The sequence below is a fragment of the Mesorhizobium sp. YR577 genome (assembly GCF_900116595.1).
Classification (GTDB): Bacteria; Pseudomonadota; Alphaproteobacteria; order Rhizobiales; family Rhizobiaceae; genus Mesorhizobium_M.
The window spans coordinates 17,609-36,953 of record NZ_FPBI01000024.1 but is presented as its reverse complement, the minus strand read 5'-3'; the positions used below and the strand labels follow the sequence as shown (position 1 = coordinate 36,953).

The 19,345-nt window shown below is 60.9% G+C and carries 18 protein-coding genes; 9 read left to right on the top strand and 9 right to left on the bottom strand.

All coding sequences use genetic code 11. From position 1 onward, the window contains the following. Positions 1 to 50: 50 nt before the first annotated feature. Positions 51 to 1,241, bottom strand: a complete 1,191-nt coding sequence (locus BM413_RS26285; protein ID WP_091917854.1) for a hypothetical protein — start codon at positions 1,239 to 1,241, stop codon at positions 51 to 53. A 231-nt stretch (positions 1,242 to 1,472) separates the two neighbouring features. Between BM413_RS26285 and parC the strand changes: the two genes are divergently transcribed. Further along, entirely contained in the window at positions 1,473 to 3,749 is a 2,277-nt protein-coding gene (gene parC / locus BM413_RS26280) for a DNA topoisomerase IV subunit A (RefSeq protein ID WP_091917824.1), read from the top strand. Between the two features lie 184 nt (positions 3,750 to 3,933). Here parC and BM413_RS26275 read toward each other — a convergent pair whose 3' ends face one another. After that, positions 3,934 to 4,275: a winged helix-turn-helix transcriptional regulator gene (locus BM413_RS26275; protein ID WP_244538037.1), complete on the bottom strand. Its 342-nt coding sequence runs from the start codon at positions 4,273 to 4,275 to the stop codon at positions 3,934 to 3,936. Positions 4,276 to 4,632: 357 nt separating this feature from the next. On the opposite strand from BM413_RS26275, the gene BM413_RS26270 reads away from it, so the two are divergent. From BM413_RS26270 to BM413_RS26260, 3 genes are all read left to right on the top strand, one after another. Continuing rightward, positions 4,633 to 4,818 (top strand): hypothetical protein, encoded by a 186-nt coding sequence (locus tag BM413_RS26270; protein ID WP_091917823.1) that lies wholly within the window; start codon positions 4,633 to 4,635, stop codon positions 4,816 to 4,818. A 131-nt stretch (positions 4,819 to 4,949) separates the two neighbouring features. Continuing rightward, positions 4,950 to 5,369 (top strand): DoxX family protein, encoded by a 420-nt coding sequence (locus BM413_RS26265; protein WP_091917852.1) that lies wholly within the window; start codon positions 4,950 to 4,952, stop codon positions 5,367 to 5,369. Positions 5,370 to 5,489: 120 nt separating this feature from the next. Beyond that, positions 5,490 to 5,906 carry a VOC family protein gene (locus BM413_RS26260; protein WP_091917822.1) on the top strand — a complete coding sequence of 139 codons (417 nt, stop codon included), beginning with the start codon at positions 5,490 to 5,492 and terminating at the stop codon, positions 5,904 to 5,906. Positions 5,907 to 5,913: 7 nt separating this feature from the next. Here the strand turns inward: BM413_RS26260 and BM413_RS26255 are convergent, their stop codons facing one another. The 6 genes from BM413_RS26255 to hemB form a co-directional block, all read right to left on the bottom strand. Further along, complete coding sequence (locus tag BM413_RS26255; protein WP_091917821.1) at positions 5,914 to 6,813, bottom strand: DMT family transporter; 900 nt, start codon at positions 6,811 to 6,813, stop codon at positions 5,914 to 5,916. Between the two features lie 56 nt (positions 6,814 to 6,869). Next, positions 6,870 to 7,628, bottom strand: a complete 759-nt coding sequence (locus tag BM413_RS26250) for an arginyltransferase (RefSeq protein ID WP_091917820.1) — start codon at positions 7,626 to 7,628, stop codon at positions 6,870 to 6,872. Positions 7,629 to 7,768: 140 nt separating this feature from the next. After that, on the bottom strand, positions 7,769 to 8,239 hold the full coding sequence (locus tag BM413_RS26245) for an RDD family protein (protein ID WP_091917819.1): 471 nt from the start codon (positions 8,237 to 8,239) through the stop codon (positions 7,769 to 7,771). A gap of 82 nt (positions 8,240 to 8,321) precedes the next feature. Further along, positions 8,322 to 9,749, bottom strand: coding sequence for a hypothetical protein (locus BM413_RS26240; protein WP_091917818.1), 1,428 nt, complete (start codon positions 9,747 to 9,749; stop codon positions 8,322 to 8,324). 56 nt (positions 9,750 to 9,805) lie between these two features. Next, positions 9,806 to 10,948 (bottom strand): serine hydrolase domain-containing protein, encoded by a 1,143-nt coding sequence (locus BM413_RS26235; RefSeq protein WP_091917817.1) that lies wholly within the window; start codon positions 10,946 to 10,948, stop codon positions 9,806 to 9,808. A 55-nt stretch (positions 10,949 to 11,003) separates the two neighbouring features. Next, a complete protein-coding gene (gene hemB / locus BM413_RS26230) occupies positions 11,004 to 12,035 on the bottom strand; it encodes a porphobilinogen synthase (protein WP_091917816.1) in 1,032 nt (343 codons plus the stop codon). Positions 12,036 to 12,175: 140 nt separating this feature from the next. On the opposite strand from hemB, the gene BM413_RS26225 reads away from it, so the two are divergent. The 5 genes from BM413_RS26225 (at position 12,176) to BM413_RS26205 (ending at position 17,719) form a co-directional block, all read left to right on the top strand. Next, positions 12,176 to 13,219, top strand: a complete 1,044-nt coding sequence (locus tag BM413_RS26225; RefSeq protein WP_091917815.1) for a 3-hydroxyisobutyryl-CoA hydrolase — start codon at positions 12,176 to 12,178, stop codon at positions 13,217 to 13,219. After that, positions 13,216 to 13,638: a DUF6163 family protein gene (locus tag BM413_RS26220; RefSeq protein WP_091917814.1), complete on the top strand. Its 423-nt coding sequence runs from the start codon at positions 13,216 to 13,218 to the stop codon at positions 13,636 to 13,638. The genes BM413_RS26225 and BM413_RS26220 overlap by 4 nt, the downstream gene beginning before the upstream one ends. Before the next feature lie 220 nt (positions 13,639 to 13,858). Beyond that, positions 13,859 to 14,374, top strand: coding sequence for a transcriptional regulator LdtR (locus BM413_RS26215; protein ID WP_091917813.1), 516 nt, complete (start codon positions 13,859 to 13,861; stop codon positions 14,372 to 14,374). A 349-nt stretch (positions 14,375 to 14,723) separates the two neighbouring features. Beyond that, positions 14,724 to 15,977 carry a L,D-transpeptidase family protein gene (locus BM413_RS26210; RefSeq protein WP_091917812.1) on the top strand — a complete coding sequence of 418 codons (1,254 nt, stop codon included), beginning with the start codon at positions 14,724 to 14,726 and terminating at the stop codon, positions 15,975 to 15,977. Positions 15,978 to 16,078: 101 nt separating this feature from the next. Next, the gene (locus tag BM413_RS26205) at positions 16,079 to 17,719 is read left to right on the top strand and encodes a Na+/H+ antiporter (protein ID WP_091917811.1); all 1,641 of its coding nucleotides are present in this window, start codon (positions 16,079 to 16,081) and stop codon (positions 17,717 to 17,719) included. Between the two features lie 23 nt (positions 17,720 to 17,742). Here the strand turns inward: BM413_RS26205 and BM413_RS26200 are convergent, their stop codons facing one another. Continuing rightward, on the bottom strand, positions 17,743 to 19,272 hold the full coding sequence (locus tag BM413_RS26200) for an ABC-F family ATP-binding cassette domain-containing protein (RefSeq protein ID WP_091917810.1): 1,530 nt from the start codon (positions 19,270 to 19,272) through the stop codon (positions 17,743 to 17,745). Positions 19,273 to 19,345 lie beyond the last annotated feature (73 nt).

Below are 19,345 nucleotides of genomic sequence, written 5' to 3'. Positions count from 1 at the left end.
CCGGCATCGCTGCCGGGCTTTTTCGTTTCCGATCGGGTTAAAACGGCGAATTACTCGTTGGCCGTTACGGTGACGCCGAGCGTCTTGGGCAGTTCTGTCGGGGCCGACATTGCGCCGGCAGCGATCATCGCGAACGGCACAGGCGAGGCGGGGGCGGCGACGATCTCCAGGCTCTTCGGATCATCGAGGAACTTGTTGACGGCAGCGGTGATCTGGCCGGACAGCTCGGGGTTGTTGAGCTGGGCGGTCAGGAAGGGAACGATTGCCTTTGCCTGGTTGGCGATGTCCTTCGGCTGCATGCTCTGCTGCTTGGCGACATATGCGAGAACCTTGCTGGTCAGCGAATCGTCGTCGAAGCGGATGTTGGCGCCATGGAAGGTGAGCTGCTGCATCAGGCCGAGCATGGCGAGGCCCTGCGCCGAATTGTCGGCGCCGGCCGGCTGATCGGCCATCTTCTTCTGCATGTCCTGAAGCGATTTGACGAAGGCCAGCGTGTAGCCGCCGAAGTCGAACTTCATGCCGAGCGTTCCGGCATTATCGACCGTGATATCGTACTGCGACAGCGCCATGCGGCCATCGGAGGGCTGCCAGGAACCGGCCATTTCCAGGTTCCCGCTGAGGTTCTGGTAACCGAGGCCGTCGATGATGACTTTCGACTGGGGATCCTCAAGGGCCGTAAGGTCGGCCGTGAATTTTTCAGCGGAGCCGGTGAATTCCATCGGCTTGTCGTCCACCGGCGGGGTCACTTCGATGTTCATGTTGGACAGCGAAAAGACCTGCTTGTCGGCAACCTTGATGCCGACGCTGTCGATCTGGGCGGAATCATACATCAGCAGCGATGCCAGCGGGTCGGCTGGATTCGCAGCCGGCAGTTTCACGCCGGAGAACGTCATGGCGCTGACGTCGATGACCGCCTTGTCTTCGGTGACGTGGTAGGGCTCGGTGCTCACCGTATCAACTTTGTAGCCGCCGTTTTCCTCGGTCACGCCTTCGAAAGTCAGCTTGCCGATCGGGAACGGTTCCTTTTCGCCCGGGGCGTTGAAGGTTACGCCGTCGAACACCATTTTGGAGGCGTCTCCGCTGACCGAGGACCAATTCAGGTCGACGCTCTGGGCGGCCAGCAATTCCTTGAAACGCGCGGCGACCGCATTGGCGTCCTGTGCGTAAGCGCCTTGCAGGGGCAGGGTGAACAGAATGGTGGAAAAAGCGAGTTTGTAAAAAAGCGGACGGTGGATCGTCATCATATTTTTCCTGAAACTGGAATGAATCCGTGCCGCCATTCCTGTCCGTGAAGAACCCGACCGGAAAATGGCAACTTCGGCACACCATGCTCAAAAATGCGTGCAAAAGGCAATTGGAAGATCGCTGCGCAATTGAAGGTTAGTATCAGCTAATAGGCGTGCGATTTCGAAAGTTCGGGGCTTGACCATCAGGCTCTTGCCGCGAATCACCCCTTCGGATAGTCGAAAGCCATGGGAAAAGGGCTCTTACCGCCAGGTGCCGGCGGCGGCGACAACATTGAACCGGTTGATCTGAAGAAGGCGCTGGAAGACCGTTATCTTTCATACGCGCTGTCGACCATCATGAACCGTGCTTTGCCGGATGTGCGCGACGGGCTGAAGCCCGTGCATCGCCGCATCATGCATGCAATGCGGCTGCTGCGGCTCAATCCGGACCAGGGTTTTGCCAAATGCGCGCGCATCGTCGGCGAGGTGATGGGCAAGTTCCACCCGCATGGCGACCAGTCGATCTATGACGCACTGGTGCGCCTCGCGCAGGATTTCGCGGTCCGTTATCCGCTGGTCGACGGGCAGGGCAATTTCGGCAATATCGACGGCGATAATGCCGCCGCCATGCGCTACACCGAAGCGCGCATGACCGAGGTGTCGACAGCGCTTCTCGAAGGCATCACCGAGGATGCCGTCGACTATCGTCCGACCTACAATGAGGAAGACGAGGAACCGGTCGTTCTGCCGGGTGCCTTCCCGAACCTTCTCGCCAACGGCTCGTCGGGCATCGCGGTGGGCATGGCGACCTCGATCCCGCCGCACAATGCCGCCGAGCTTTGCACGGCAGCCCTGCTTCTGATCGACAATCCCGCAGCCTCGGTCGAGGACCTGATGAGCAAGGAGCCCGGCGACGGGCTGGTGCAGGGACCGGACTTTCCGACAGGCGGCATCATCATCGACGACCGTGCGTCGATACTCGATGCCTATGAGACGGGCCGCGGCGGCTTCCGCGTCCGTGCGCGCTATTCGGTTGAGGATCAGGGCCGCGGCACCTGGAACATCGTCGTCACCGAAATTCCCTATCAGGTGCAGAAGGCGCGGTTGATCGAAAAGATCGCCGAACTGCTGATCGCCCGCAAACTGCCGCTGCTGGAAGACGTGCGCGACGAGAGCGCCGAGGACATTCGCCTCGTGCTGGTGCCGAAGAGCCGTTCTGTCGACCCGGCGCTGCTGATGGAATCGCTGTTCAAGCTGACCGAGCTCGAAAGCCGCTTCCCGCTCAACATGAACGTGCTGTCGCGCGGCAAGGTGCCGAACGTTCTGTCGCTGAAGACCATTCTTCAGGAGTGGCTGGAGCACCGCAAGGAAGTTCTGGTGCGCCGCTCCAAGCACCGCCTTGCCGAGATCGAGCGCCGCCTGGAAATCCTCGCCGGCTATCTGATCGCCTATCTCAATCTCGACGAGGTGATCCGCATCATCCGCGAGGAGGACGAGCCCAAGCAGGTGATGATGGCTCGCTGGGCGCTCACCGACGTCCAGGCCGAAGCCATCCTCAACATGCGCTTGCGCGCCTTGCGCAAACTGGAAGAGATCGAGATCCGCAAGGAATTCGACGGGCTCAGCGCCGAGAAATCGGAGATCGAGGCGCTGCTGGCTTCCGATGCCAAGCAGTGGAAGACGATCGCCTGGCAGGTCCACAAGGTTCGCCGCGATTTTGGTCCCGAAGAAAACGAAGCGCTCGGCAAGCGCCGCACCACCTTTGCGGAAGCGCCGGACCACGATTTGAGCGATATCCACCACGCCATGATCGAGAAGGAGCCGGTGACGGTCGTCGTCTCGGAAAAGGGCTGGCTGCGGGCGATGAAGGGTCACCTCAACGACCATTCGCTGTTCACCTTCAAGGAAGGCGACGGGCTGAAGCTCGCCTTCCACGCCCAGACGACGGACAAGATACTGGTCTTCACCACCGGCGGCAAGTTCTACACCATCGGCGCCGACAGGCTGCCGGGCGGGCGCGGCCATGGCGAGCCGATCCGCATCATCGTCGACATGGACAACGACCAAGACATCGTCACCGCCTTCGTCCACGATCCCAAGCGCAGGCTGCTGCTCGTCTCGCACGACGGCAATGGCTTCGTGGTGCCGGAGGCGGAAGTCGTCGCCAACACCCGCAAGGGCAAGCAGGTGATGAACGTCAAGTCGCCGGACGAGGCCAAGCGTTGCGTGCCGGTGGCAGGCGACCATGTCGCAGTCGTCGGCGAAAACCGCAAGATGCTGGTGTTCCCGCTTTCCGAAATCCCCGAAATGACGCGTGGCAAGGGCGTTCGCCTGCAGCGCTACAAGGATGGCGGCGTGCTCGACATAAAGCTGTTTGCGATGGAGAGCGGACTGTCCTGGCAGGATTCGGCCGAACGCACCTTCGTGCGGAGGCGCGAGGAACTGACCGAATGGCTGGGCAACCGCGCTGCCGCCGGCCGCATGGTGCCGAAGGGGTTCCCGCGTACGGGCAAATTCGGATAGGGCATATTGATCTTCGGGTGATGGCGGCCTGCGAACGGCAGTTTTCTGCGCTTCCGGTGCTCACGGACCAAAAAGTCCGCTCCGCGCCGGTTCTCGAAAGCTACCGTTCTCGGCTCGCCCTGACCCGAATCTCAACATACCCTGGAGTGTTAACCCGGAGCGCTGCAAACGGGCACACAGCGCCCTAGGCAGGCGGCGCGGCCTGCCAGCTTTCCGGCATTGTCTTTTCTTCCCACGCCTTTTGCCGGCGCGCGATCGGACCATATTGCTCCGACCATGCTATGAACGCCTTGAACACCGGTTTCAGGCCGTAGGCCGCTTCGGTGGCCTCATATTCCACGCGTGGCGGAACCACGGCATGGGCGGTGCGCTTGACCAGCCCGTCCGTCTCCAGGTCGCGCAGTTGCTGCGCCAGCATGTGCTGGGTGATGCCGGGGAGCGCCCGGCGCAATTCGCCGAAGCGATGGGTTTTATGGGCCAGCGCCCACATAATCTCGATTTTCCATTTGCCGGTCAAAGGCCGCATGGCTTCGATAAAGGGCAGGTAAGGCTGTTCGCCATCGCAGGCGTCTTCGCCCGCCGTTCCATTGTCTTGATTTTTCATCAGGTTCGGATTTTTCATTCTGTCGGCTGGCGCAAGCGCGGAAGATGGGTATTCGCCCAGAGAAAAGGAAGCCCGAGATTGATTGCGGCTGCCTGTCTCTTCTAACGTTTTGTTGAATTTATGACTGCCGGCGGCACGGTGTCGTGATGAATGGACGCCGTGGCGGCAGGGTGGAAGCATGCAAGTGCTTGACATTATTATTAACTAGTAGGTTAAATATAACTCGGCTGGACAGCGCTACGTTGTCCAGGCGGCCGTCACCGCGGGAGGCTGGCCAAGATGAGCAAGGACAGGATTTCACCCTGGGAACGCTTTCTGGCCGCGCGCAAGGCGAGCGCCGGGCTTCAGCGCCTCAAAGGAACACAGATGGACGATCTCGCCGGACATCTGCGGGATTATCGGCGTTTCTGGGGCGATAGCCTCGACCGACTGGGCGCCTATCTGCAGCAACTGAAGCGGAAATGATTGCGAATTCCCGTCGGCGCGAGCGCCCCTCCGGACTTCAAGAAATTTTCGGACCCCTGTCGGGAGCCGCAATTCCCGTTCGTCCTTGGATCGGGCCCTGAGAGAGGCCGAGGACATCTGGAGAAATGAACATGCAATCCGCGATCCACACCGCCGAAACATCAGTCTCGAAGAACGCCTATCGGGCAGGGTGGGCAATCAGCGGCCTGCTCATCCTGTTCCTGGCTTTCGACGGGGCGATCAAGCTGGTGCCGCTCGACATTGTCACCCAGACCATGGGCGAACTCGGCTGGCCCACGACTATATCTATGGCGCGCACGCTCGGCGTGCTGACGCTGGCCTGCACGATACTTTACGCAATTCCGCGCACCGCCGTGCTCGGCGCTATCCTGCTGACGGCCTATCTCGGCGGCGCGATCGCAACCCACGTACGCATCGGCAATCCGCTGTTTTCCCACACGCTGTTCGGCGTTTATCTCGGCGTCATGGCCTGGGGCGGGCTTTATCTGCGCGACGAGCGGCTGCGCGCATTGATACCGCTGGGGCGTTGAGGCGAAATCGATGGGCCGGCCATAGGAATGTCACCCGGTCGGTCCATCATGCCGGCATTGCGGGGCGAAGGGCATCAGAACCACCGGCAATCAATCGGTGGAAATCACAGGGAGAAGACCATGAAATCCAATACGTATCTCGCCTTCAACGGAACCTGCGAGGCTGCGTTCAAATTCTACGAGAAGGTGCTGGGCGGCAAGATCGTGATGATGATGCCGCATGCCGGCACGCCGGCGGAGGGCTATGTTCCGGCGGAATGGCGCGACAAGATCATGCATGCGCGCCTGACCTTCGGAGACGACCAGGTGCTGATGGGCTCGGATGCGCCACCGCAATACAAAACCAAGATGGACGGGTTTTCGATATCGCTGCAATTCACCGATAAGGCGGAGGCCAAGCGGGTTTTCGACGCCCTTGCAGAGAAGGGCGAAGTGAAGCAGCCTTTCGAAAAGACCTTCTGGGCCGAGGGTTTCGGCATGCTGATAGATCAGTTCGGCACACCGTGGATGGTCAATTGCGAGGCGGCTGCCGCCTGACGATCATTTACGCCGGGTGCCGAACCGCCAGTGCGGCTCGGCGTCTGCGCCCATCCTGAAGCTGCCAGAGCGAATGGACGACCAGCGTCACGATGAGGATCGTGCCGCCGATCATGCTGTTTCGGCTCGGGGCCTCGGCAAAGATCATCCAGATCCAGACAGGCGCCAGAATCGTCTCCAGCAGATAGAACATCGCTACTTCCGGGCCGGAAATGTATTTCGGTCCGTTGGCGAGGCAGAAGAACGCGATCGGCATGACCACCGCACCATTGAGGATGATCCACCAGGGCGCTGCGACGTTGATGCCGGTCTTCGACACCATCAGCACGGCGACCGCGAACGGGAACACCACGCCGACCAGTGAGGTGAAGCCCATATCCTTGCCGCTGGCGCGGGTGATGGTGATGGCGGCGGCGATGCAGAGCGTCGACAGCAGCGCCATGACGTTGCCGAACATCTGGCCCGTGCCGATCGAGTCGCCGACGATGATCAGCACCCCGAATATCATGAACAGCATGGCGATGAGCGTTGCCGGCCGCGGCCGCTCCTTCAGGAAAACCCACGACAGGAGTGCTGCAAACATCGTGTTGAAGGCGAGGATAAAGACGAGATTTGCGGTCGAGGTGTTGTAGACGGCGGTAATGAAGACGATCGATCCGAGGCCGTAGAGGGCGGCCACCGCCAGCCCGGCGCGGCCGGGAATGAGCTGCGGTGCTTTCGGGCTGAAGAAGCGCCATATCGCCCAGATGATAAGAGCGGCGATCAGCGTCGTGCCGGTGCGCATGAACAGGATCGACCAGTGGTCGCCGTTGGCGAGCCTGATGAGGGGAATGTCGACGGTGAGCGTGAGACCGCCGAAAGCGGTCAGGGCGAGACCCTTCGCATGGTCGGAAAATTTTGCGGGCAAGGGGAACTACTCCGGAAAGGACGGGAACTGTTGCGCGGTTGCGTCCAAAAAGCCGATTAGACGGCTTCGTGCGCGTAGCGCTCCCAGCCTTTCGACCCCAGATGTTCCTGCGGCGTGAAACGAACCTTATAATTCATCTTGCGCGAGCCATTGACCCAGTAGCCGAGATAGACATGGGGCAGGCCCGCTGCGCGCGCCCGGGCAATATGATCGAGAATCATGAAGGTGCCGAGCGAGCGCTCGTCCATCTCCGGGTCGAAATAGGAGTAAACCATCGACAGGCCGTCGGCCATCTGGTCCGACAGGGCGACCGCGATCAGTTCGCCGTGGCCATGGCCGGTGATGAAGCTGTCCGGCCCGCGCCGCCGGTATTCGATAATCTTGGTGTTGACGTGGGTATCCTCGACCATCATCGCGTAATCGAGCACGGTCATGTCCGACATGCCGCCCTTGCGGTGGCGGGCATCGAGATATTTGCGGAAGAGGGAATACTGCTCGGTCGAGGGCTCGGCGTCATGCATGGCACCGACAAGGTCGGAATTGCGCTGCGTGACGCGCTTCATGTTCTTCGTAGGCTGGAACTCGTTGACGAGGATGCGCACCGACACGCAGGCCCGGCAGGTCTCACATGCGGGCCGATAGGCGATGTTCTGCGACCGGCGGAAACCGCCCTGCGTAAGCAGGTCGTTCATCTCCGGCGCTTTATCGCCGACAAGGTGCGTGAACACCTTTCGTTCGAACTGGCCGTCGATATAGGGGCACGGCGACGGCGCGGTCAGAAAGAATTGCGGCGACTGGGTAGTATGGTGCGTCATGGCACGTCGATTCAATTCCCACGAGTCGCTCTACCTTGGCGGCAGCCGCGAAAAATTCAACTGGATATTGATACCACCAGTCACCGCACAGTCACAAATCCGCGCAAGGGCCTATATTCGTCCACCCAAAAGCTGAAAACTTAGTGGTCGTCGCGCGTCACCACCGTGCCGAGCAGCAGGTCGTGGATGGTGCGCTTGCGCTCGGTGAAGAGCGAGGCGAGCAGGATGAGCGGCGTCAAAACGACATTGCCGGCCCAAAACAGCACGGTGTGGACGACTGCAAGCATGCCATCGATGGGCTTGCCGTCGAGGCGGTCGAGACGGATGCCCATCATGCGCATGCCGACCGTAGCCTGGTTCCGGCCGCCCAATGTGTTCCAGACGTAAATGATAGCGACCATCGGAAACAGGACGCCGAAGAGAGCCCAGCCGATGCCGAGCGTGATGACACCCAGAATCGCCACCAGGATAGCGAATGGGATCATCAGCAGGCCGATGATCAGATAGTCGATGCAGAAGGCAAAAACCCGGCGCGACAGCACGCCGTCATAGGCGCGAACGTCGTCAAGCCGCGTCGCAATGATTTCGCCGTCGAGAACACGTGTGTTCATGTTTTTCCAAAAAGCTCCGTTCCGGGAAAACCCGTTTCCCAAAACATGGTAATTGCCGGTCTGAATTCAAGAAGCGCGCTGTCTACTGCGGCGATGCTGCCTGCGCTTCCTTGAGTTTCGCAAGCTGGATCTGCGCCTGGTCCAGAACATGGCGCGTGATGTTGAGATAGATTCGGGAGCCTGCGCTTTCGAAGAATGGAATGACGCCGTTCGCCAGGGACACGCTCTCCTCGATCAACGGGATTCTTTCGGCGTCAGAAACGGAAGACAGATCGGCTGCCGCATAATGCTGAAGTGTACGCGCCAGCTTCATTTCCATGTAGCTGGTTTCCTCGACGTCGTTGGATTTGTGGGTGATCTTGAAGGCTTCGCGATGAAGTTCGAGCGCCCGCTTTATCTGGTCTTCGTTGCGCTCGAGTTCGCCAACCAGCAGGGTCGAATCGCCGAGATTGGCCATGTCTTCCCAACTGGCCTCGCCGCTGCGGTACTTCATGCTCAGTTGATAGGCCTGGGTATCGAACTGCATGGCCTTTTTCGCGTCGTCCAGCGCCTTGGTCTTGTCGGCGATCCGGCCATAGGCGGCGCCGAGGTGGCCGTAGATCGGCTCGAGCTCGTAGCCCAGCGTGTCCTTCTCGTATTTTTGCAGCCACGCCTCGAGCGGCGCGGCACCTTTCCTGACGTGGTCGGCGCCTCTTTCGGCGCTGATTTCACCGGCATATCCGAGTGTGCGGATGTAGTCCTTGGCGAAGTCGAGTTCGTCATTCTTGCCGGGATCCGCCTTGCGGCGATAGTTGCGCTCCAGCATTTCGGCGGCGCGCAACAGCAGCGCCTCGTCGGATTTCCACCGCCCAAGGTCAGTCAAAGCCTGCATCAGCTTGTCGGGAACGTAGAGATTGCAATCCGTTCGGCCGGTGATGGGGCACAATGCGATCTCTGCCTCGCCGCTTTCGACCTCCATGGCCGCGCCGAACAGAAATGAGGGCTGGTAGCCGGGAAAGCTGTTGCTGGCGAATTGCGCGACCCAGAACTTATCGAGAATTTCAGAAACCTGGTCCGGTGCATCCGCCGGGACTTCATCGAGTGCTGCCCGCAGCGCCGACAATGCCAGCGTCACGCTTTTGTCTTTGCCGGCGTTGTCGCGGTCGGAAGTTGCCGTCGCAATCGTCGTCGCCAGTTCGACCAGTTGCCGGGGACGATCTTCCGGTTTGGCGTTGGAAAGCCCCGTACAGGATGCTTCGGAGGTTTCCGCAAACGCGTCGGCTGGCGGCGACAGTTTTTTCAGCTCAGCGCAGAAACCAGCATCGCCCTCGTAGTGAAACGCGTCGAGCAACGGCGTCTTGAACCGGATCTCATGGCCGGATTTGTTGCGGAATACGCGTTCGGCGACGGGATTGCTTTCGACCGGAACTATAGGAGGTGGCGGAACGAAGCGGTTCTTGTTGATGTTCACTGATGCGACATAAAGAACGACCGCGCCCAGGACGACCCATAGCAGAAGGCGGTCTTTCATCGATCGGAATCCAGTTTAAGCACGGTGTTTTTCGTCAGGGGAACCATATGAGAACGTCAGTCCTCCAATTCCTCGCCGATGGCGCGGAACAGGGAGATCGTCTCGTATTCGCGATAGGTGCTCTCGTCATTGACCGTGCCATAGTCCGGGCTGGACGAGAGCTTGACAATGAGGAGTTTTTTCGCCGGGTTGACATAAATGAACTGGTTGTAGACGCCGATCGCGGCGAATTCGCCTTCCTCCCCGTCCATCAGCCACCATTGGTAGCCGTAACCGAAGAGGGAGTCGGATAGTCCGGTATCACCGGGCTGGAGATGCGGACCGTCCGCCGTCAAGGATGCTTTCACCCAGTCAGCCGGCACGACCTGGCGTCCTTGCCAGACGCCGCCATTGCGGAACAACTCGCCAAGCTTGGCGTAGTCGCGTGCAACGGCGTTCAACCCTGCAAACGCCATTTCCATCCCGACCGAATCGAGCAGCCATTGTCCATCCGCCTCCATGCCAAGCGGGTGCCAGAGCTTTTCCTGCATGTAGTCGGCAATGGTTCGACCGGTAGCTGCGACCAGCAGCATGCCTAGAACCTGCGTGTCGGTGCTGTTGTAGAGGTTGAACGTGCCGGATGCGCGTTCACGCGAGAGCGTAGCGGGGAAGGCGTCGAATGACCCACCCTGCGCAAAGATGGCGGCGAAGCGGTTTATGTCGGATTCAGGGTCGCTGTAATCTTCGTTCCATCTTGCGCCGGAGGACATTTGCAGGATGTCCTTGATCGGCACGCCGTCATAGGCGGAGCCGGCAAGCGCTGGCAGGTACGCGGTTATCGGCTCGCTGACATCGCCGATGAACCCATCCTGTACCGCTATCCCGATGGCCGCCGACACAAAACTCTTGGCGACCGACATGGAAACCCATTTCGCTTCGTGTCCGCCCCACGTTGCGTAACGCTCGAAGCGGATCGCCCCATCCTCGATGACGAGAAGCGCCATCGTTTCCGTAAGCGAAAGGAAATCCTCGACGCTTTTAGGAGGGCCGCCGTCATGAGAATATTGGTTGGGAAGTCGCAGCGGCCGACCTTCGGCGAACCGGAACGGCGCTTGTGCTGCCGTCATCGTCGCGACAGGGAAGATGCTGTCCAATCGCTGAAAATTGTCGCGCTGGCTGGCGCCTGTAAAAAGGCTGGAAATGTAGTCGATACGATTCATGCCGGGCCTATTGAGCGAAGCGAAGACGGGGAAGTAGCACGCCGTCCTCTGCGCTTCACCCCTTCAGCATCTGCGCAACCTCCGGCGCGAAATAGGTCAGGATACCGTCGCAGCCGGCGCGCTTGAAGGCGAGCAGCGATTCCAGCATGGCTTTCTCGCCGTCGATCCAGCCATTGGCGCTTGCGGCCTTGATCATCGAATATTCGCCCGACACCTGATAGGCGAAGGTCGGCACCTGGAATTCGTCCTTCAGCCGGCGGATGATATCGAGATAGGGCAGGCCGGGCTTAACCATCAGCATGTCGGCGCCCTCCGCCAGATCCTGCTCGGCCTCGCGGATCGCCTCGTCGCTATTGGCGTGGTCGATGTAATAGGTCTTCTTGTCGCCTTTCAGCAGTCCCTGCGTGCCGATCGCCTCGCGATAGGGACCGTAGAATGCCGAGGCGAACTTCGTCGCATAGGACATGATTGCCACGTCCTGAAAGCCGTTTGCGTCGAGCGCGTCGCGAATGGCGCCGATGCGGCCGTCCATCATGTCCGAAGGCGCGATGATGTCGGCGCCGGCGGCTGCCTGGAGGACGGCAGCGGCGGTGACCTGCTCCACCGTCTCGTCATTGACGATGATGCCGTCGCGCAAAATGCCGTCGTGACCATGGCTGGTGAAGGGGTCCAGCGCTGCGTCGGTGATGATTCCGATTTCGGGTACTGCCGCCTTGATGGCGCTGGTGGTGCGGTTGATGATGTTCTGCGGGTCGAGGATATGCGAACCGGTCTGGTCGCGCAGGCTCATATCGATATTGGGGAAGGTGGCGATGGCCGGTATGCCGAGCTTGGCCGCACGCTCCGCTTCCTTGACGGCAAGGTCCACCGAAAGCCGGAACACGCCGGGCATGGCGGGAATGGGTTCGCGCACATTCTTGCCGTCGATGACGAAGATCGGCCAGATCAGGTCGTCCACCGTCAGATGGTTTTCCTGGACGAGACGGCGCGACCAGTCGGCCTTGCGCATGCGCCTCAGCCGTCTGCTGCCGGTGATCTCGTCAACGGTGCGCGCGCCGGCGGGCTTCAGGCGGGTCTGTCTGTTCATCGCATGATCTCCAGTTGCGCGTTTTTTAACATGCGGCTTTGCAGTTCACCAAGCCATGCGAATGAGGCCAGCAAGATTGACGCACCTTGCCGCATTCCTTAGCACTTGCAGTCCCGGTCGATAGGGAAGGGATTCTGTGCATGGACTTTGGCGGCGGCGACGAAATACGGTTCGAGCACATCGGCATGGCCGGTGTGGTCACGCTGACGCGGCCCAAGGCGCTGAACGCCATCACGCACAATATGGTCAAGGCGCTGTCGCGGGCGCTGGACGCGTGGAAGACGGACACGCAGGTGATGCGCGTCGTGGTCAAGGCCGAGGGCAGGGCGTTTTCGGCCGGCGGCGACATAATGGATGTCTATCAGGCCGGTCCGGGCTCGGCCACATCTCTCGCCTTCTTCGCTGACGAATACCGGCTGAACGCACAGATCGCCCGGTTTCCAAAACCCTACATCACCCTCATCGACGGCATCGTGATGGGGGGAGGGGTCGGCGTATCCTTCCATGGCTCGCACCGCGTCATGACCGAGAACGCGCAATTCGCCATGCCGGAAGTCGGTATCGGCTTTTTCCCGGACGTCGGCGGCAGCCACCTGCTGCCTGACCTCGGCGGCAGCTTCGGCATGTATCTTGGCCTTACCGGCAACCGCATCCGCTATGGCGACGCGCTCTGGTCGGGCCTGGCGACGCACACGATACAGGCGCAGTATATCGGCGCACTGCTCGAAGAGCTGTTCGAGCCGGGCGAGACCGACTTGACGCTGCGCGAGACATTCATGGCGGCCCGGCGTGAGACCGACCGGGAAACGCTGGAGAAGATCGCGCGGCATTTTTCGCGCCCGTCGCTGGACGCCGTGTTGGAAAGCCTCGAGAGAGACGCTGCCGACGATGAGTTTGCAGCCAAGACGCTGGCGACGATGCGCCTGCGCTCGCCGACCAGCCTCAATGTCGCCTTCCGCCAGATCACGGCGGGATCGACCATGTCGATGGACGATTGCATGCGCATGGAGTTCCGCATCCTCAACCGCATGCTGGACGGCCGGGATTTCTACGAAGGCATACGCGCGGCTATCGTCGACAAAGGCTCGACGCCGGTCTGGTCGCCCGCGACGCTGGAGGAAATCGATCCGGCAGCGATCGACGCTTACTTCGCGCCGCTGCCGAATGGAGACCTTGAGTTGTGAGCGAGCGCGCTGTCAGATCGCCGGCGATCGGGCCCACGGTGGCGGAGTCGACGTTCGCGTGGTTCCTGCGCATCATCGCGGCCTATTGCCTGCTGTTCGGCGTGCTCTACTGGATAAGGCTGATCGGACTGTACGACGAGCCGCTGTGGCGGTTCGATACCATGCCGGTCTATTGGCAGGTGACGGCGGTGATCCTCGCGGTCTTTTACCCCTTCGCCGGCATCGGCCTCTGGATGCTGGCGTCGTGGGGGCCGGTGATCTGGTTCATCTGCGCGGCGACCGAAGTGACCATGTATGCCGGCTTTCCCGACCTGTTCGGCCACCGCTTCGCCATCGTCATTTCGCACGCCTTCGTGGCCTTGCTCTATATCGCCTTCCGCGTGGTGATCTTCTTCCAGAAACGGCAGGCCAAGATCTGAGCCGTTTCGGCCGTTGCCCGGGGATCTCAGGCGTTACCTAAATGTTTAGGTTAATTTTCGCCCCTCGGCTGGCCGTTTGTTAACCTTCTTACGAAACCACCCAAGGGTAAGCCCTTGTTAAGCCTGACGTTTAAGTCGAATTTTAGACGTATTCGATAGTGTCGCGATCAAGGTGAGAAAAACAAAACAATCACCGGGCGACAAACGAGAGGCAAAGACAATGAACACTTCCCGTCCAGTGGCGAAGACCACTAGCGTATCCGATGACCGTCGCGAAGCAATCCGCTCGCTTTACATGGAATCCCTGCAGCTTGTTGAAAGACTGCACCGCCGTCTTCTTGATGTTATCAAGGATGAGTTCGATCGCAACGCACGCAGCGACATCAATGCGATCCAGGCGCTGCTGCTGTTCAACATCGGCAATTCGGAGCTGACGGCGGGCGAACTGCGCTCCCGCGGCTACTATCTCGGCTCGAACGTTTCCTACAATCTGAAGAAGCTGGTCGAGCTTGGCTTCATCAACCACCAGCGCTCGCGCATCGACCGCCGTTCGGTCCGCGTCAGCCTTACCGACAAGGGTTCGGAAGTGGCAGAGGTGGTTGCCGGCCTTTATGAGCGCCATGTCGGCTCGATCGAACAGGTCGGCGGCATCAACACTGAGGAATTCAAGCAGATGAACCGGGCTCTCCAGCGCCTGGATCGCTTCTGGAACGATACGATCGCTTACCGCATGTAAGAACCCGCTCTGTCGGGCGAACAATATGGACCGTGGCGAAAGAACCACGGCAAGGACAAATTCTCCAGTCAGGGCCGGTGCCGAGGGGCGCCGGCTCATCTTTTTTCTGGCATAGGCGCTTCGCGTCCCTTATGGCCACGCAAACGCCATATTCCGATGACTATGCGGAAGGGTGAAATGGACCGTCAGGTATCGAGGGATTGCCTGAGGGGGAACTCCGGACGACGACGTGCGTTGTAAAGCGCTTCCGACGCGGAGTTATGGTTGGCTAATTGTTAAGCATAGTCGCCATAAGCTACGGATGAATTCATCCGATCGATGCAACGCAGGATAGATGTCTGGAATGTCCATGAACACGACCCGCCGTTCCTTTCTGACTACAGCCGCAGCGCTTGCGGGAACTGCTCTCGCCGGAAAAGCCTTCGCGCAGGACGCGATCGGTGAAATTCTCAGCTCCTCGCGTCGCGGCAACTGGGACGACACGTTCGATGCGCGCGCCACCCAGGGCGGCAAGGTTGCTTCCAACCAGCCGATCTTTTCGCCGCAGACCGTGTCCTATGTCGAACAGGCAATCGGCCAGTACCAGGGTATCGTTTCGCAGGGCGGCTGGCCGGAAGTGCCTTCGACCAAGAAACTGCAGCTCGGCGTGGAAGACGCAGACGTTAAGGCGCTCCGCCAGCGCCTGATGGTTTCCGGCGATCTTTCGGCCCAGGCGGGCATCTCGCCGGTGTTCGATACCTATGTCGACAGCGCCGTGAAGCGCTTCCAGGCCCGTCACGGCCTGCCGGCAGATGGCGTCCTCGGAAAATATTCCTACGCCGCGATGAACATCTCCGCGCCGGTGCGTCTCGGCCAGCTCGAGACCAACCTCGTGCGCCTGCGCTCCATGTCGGGTGATCTCGGCCAGCGTTATGTGATGGTGAACGTTCCCGCCGCGCAGATCGAAGCTGTCGAGAACGGCCGTGTCGTCCTGCGCCATGCTGCGATCGTCGGCAAGATCGACCGCCAGACGCCGATCCTCAATTCGAAGATCAACGAGATCATCGTCAATCCATACTGGAACGCACCGGTTTCGATCGTCCGCAAGGACATCATTCCGCTGATGCGCAAGAATCCCAAATATCTGGCCGACAGCCACATTCGCCTGTTTGCCCCGGATGGCAGCGAGGTCGATCCGATCAATGTCGACTGGTCGACCGAGGAGGCCGCCAAGTATCGCTTCCGTCAGGACCCGGGCGCCGGCAACGCCATGGCTTCGGTGAAGATCAACTTCCCGAGCCCGGATGGCGTCTACATGCATGACACGCCGCAGCAGAGCTTGTTTGGCAAGCTGATGCGCTTCGATTCGTCGGGCTGCGTGCGCGTCCAGAACGTGCGCGATCTCGTCACCTGGATCCTGCGTGACACGCCTGGCTGGAGCCGCCAGCATTTCGAGCAGACGATCAAGACCGGCACGACCACGCCGGTGCAGGTTACCAATCCGGTTCCTGTCTACTTCACCTACATTTCCGCGTGGTCGACCGGTGATGCTGTCGTGCACTTCCGCGACGATATCTACGGCCGCGACGGCGTCGATGAGCTGAAGATTTCCTCGGCGCTGTAAGCGCCTGCGAACAAATGAAAAAAGCCGCCTGACAAGGCGGCTTTTTTCATTTCTGCTGGATCGGTTTTTGCGGCAAGGCCGCCTTGGTTCTGGAGCATAGCTTGGCCGTCGCGACTTTGATCCTGCTGCTTCTGGTGCTGGTGGCTGTTTCCGGCGTGCTGGTGCGCTTCCTGCCGCTGCCTTTGCCGATCATCCAGATCGTGCTCGGCATTCTCCTGGCCTGGCCGATCGACGGGCTGCATGTGGAAATGGAGCCGGCGCTATTCCTGCTCGTCTTCGTGCCGCCCTTGCTGTTCATTGAGGGCCTTCTGCTGCCGAAGCGGGAGTTCAGGGAACTCGCGCCCCAGATATTCGGCCTTGCCTTCGGGCTGGTCTTCTTCACGGTCGTCGTCTTTGGCTACGCGCTGCACTGGCTGCTGCCGGTGGTGCCGCTGCCGGTGGCCTTTGCGCTGGCCGCGGTTCTGTCGCCGACCGACGCGCTCGCGGTTTCCTCCATCGTCGGCCGCGACATGGTGCCGGCCCGCATCCGCCATATCCTCGAAGGCGAATCCCTGCTGAACGATGCGTCCGGCCTGGTGGTTCTGCGCTTTGCCGTCGCCGCCGCACTCACCGGGCATTTCTCGCTCGGCGAAACGGCGGTGACGTTCTGGCTGGTTGCCCTGGGCGGCGTCCTTGCGGGATTGGTGACGCTTTGGGGCACGTCGACGGTGCTGCGCATCGTTGCCAAGATCGGCGATATAAGGCCCGAGGTGCAGGTGATGATCCTGATCCTCCTGCCTTTTGCCGCGTACCTTCTGGCCGAGGAGATGCACGCTTCGGGTATTCTGGCAGCGGTGACGGCCGGGCTCTACACCAGCCGCACGGGTCTGTTCGGCGCGCTGAGCATTCCGGCGCGCATGCAGAATGCCGCTTTGGTCGACGTCCTGTCCTTCACCTTCAATGGCGCAATCTTCCTCATGCTCGGCCTGCAACTGCCCGGCATCATCCGCACGGTTCCGTCGGAGCTGTCGCTGTATGGCACGGTGTGGGAGCCGGTGCTGGCGGTGTTGACGCTGACGCTGATCCTGCTTGCGATCCGCTTTGCCTGGATCGTCTTCGGTTCGGCAGTGCGCGGCGCGATCGATCGTTGGCGCGGCCGCAACGTGCAGCGGCTGACCGGTCGGCTGAAAGTGGTGATGACGCTTGCCGGCGTTCGCGGTGCGATCACGCTGGCCGGTATCCTGTCGCTGCCGCTCGTCCTGCAGGACGGTTCGCCATTTCCGGCGCGCGATCTGGTCATTTTCATCGCAGCCGGCGTGATCATATGCTCGCTGGTGGTGGCCAGCGTCGCTTTGCCGGCGGTCGCGCGTGGCATACCGCTGGAGGAAGAGGACGTGCTTGCCAACGAAGAGCGCCTGGCGCGGGTGACGGCGGCGGAGGCAGCAATCGCCCGCATCGAGCAGATGGTGGAGGAAAGCCGCGACGACCCGGCGATCTACGAGACACGGATGGCCGCGTCGCAGCAGTTGATCCCTTTCTACCGGCAGCGGATCGTTCTAGGCGATGCGGACGATCCGGCCGCGCAGGACCTTTTGCCGGTGATCGGCGCCATGACGGAGGCAGCACTGGACGCGGAGCGCGCGGCCCTTGTCGGGCTCCTGCGGTCACACAAGATCAACGACACGACAATGCGTGCGATCATGAGTGAAGTGACGCTCACCTTGGCCCTGATCGCCAAGAAGAAGGGCAGCGCCGGGCATTGAGTGCTGCCCGGCCTCGCGTCCATTCAGCCATCCGTTTCGACAACCGACGCGAAGAATTCTTCCGGGCTTTCGACCTCGACCAGCCGCCGTTTCTCGATCAGCCAGAACCGGTTGCCGACGGCCCTGACGAAGCTTCGGTCGTGCGAGACCAGCAGGCAGCTTGCCTCATGCGCCATCAACTCGGTTTCCAGCGCTTCCTGCCCGTCGATATCGAGATGGTTGGTCGGCTCGTCGAGCAGATAGAAGTTGGGATTGGTCAGCCGCAGCACCAGCATCGCCAGCCGTGCTTTCTGCCCGCCCGAAAGCCGGCCAATGGCGCTGGCCTGCATTTCGACCGTCATCCCGGCGCCCGCCAGCAAGGTGCGGGCGCGCTGGTCGCCGACCTCGAAACGGCGGCTGAGGGTGGCGAGCGGCGTGTCGTCGTCGGCGAGGTCGGACAGTCCCTGGTCGCCATAGCCGAGCACGAGGGAAGGCGTGGCCTTGACCGTTTCCGCTGATGCGGTTGGCTCCATTATCGCCTTTCTGATCAGGTGAACGAGGCGTGACTTGCCGGCACCGTTGCGCCCGAGAAGGACGACGCGGTCGCCCTGGCAGAGCCACTTCCTGCCGGTCTTGAATAGCAGCGTGCCGTCCGGCGTCTCAACGGACGCATCATCGAGCGTGATCAGGATCTTTGCATGCGTGCCGCGATTGGCGAGCTTGATCGCACCCGACGACCGCTCCTGGTATCCGGGCCGAGCGGCATCCTCCATGCGCTCGGCCCGTTGTTTCAACTGCTTGGTCTTGACCGTCAGCAGGTCGCTGCCCGAATTGATGCCGATATTGTTGAGCTTGGCGGCCTGACGGCGCAATTGCTGCGCGACCTTCATGTCCTTCTGGTATCGCCGCTCCTCGGAGGCGTCGACCTCGCCCAAAGCGGCGCGGGCTCGTGAATAGGGCAGCGAAAAGACCTGCGAGCGCTCGGCACGCAGGAACAGCGTGCGATTGGTCGTGGCGTCGAGGAACGCCCGGTCGTGGCTGCAAATGATCACCGGAACATCGCGCGGAAGCGCGTTCAGCCAGTCTTCCAACTGCCGGATACGGGCGAGGTCGAGGTGGTTTGTCGGTTCGTCCAGGAGCAGGGCGTCGGGATCGGTCACCCAGACGCGGGCGAGCATGGCAAGCCGCTGCCAACCGCCGCTGAGCTGGGCGAGGGGTTTTTCGCGCATCGCTTCCGGCACGTCGAGGGAGTCCAGCACGACATCGACGCGCCAGCTCTCCGAATGAGCCTGTTCCGGGGACAAAACCTCCTGGACGGCCTCATAAAAGGGAATATCGAGCAGCTTGGCGGGGATATCCTGCTCGACATGGCCGATGCGCAGGCCGCGCGAGCGGGTGATGTCGCCGGCCGTCGGCTCGAACCCGTCGGCAATGCATCGCAGAAGCGTGGATTTGCCTCTGCCATTGGCCGCTACGATGCCAAGCCGGTCGCCGGCCTCGACGGAAAGATTGAGATTGGAAAAGAGCGGAGCGCCAAGCGTGACGCCGAGATTGCGCAGATTGATGAGTGCCATTGTCGTTCTCTGGTCTGTCCCGAGCGACGTGCCGTATCCGCGGTGAGCACAGCAAAAAGCGGATTCTGGTAGT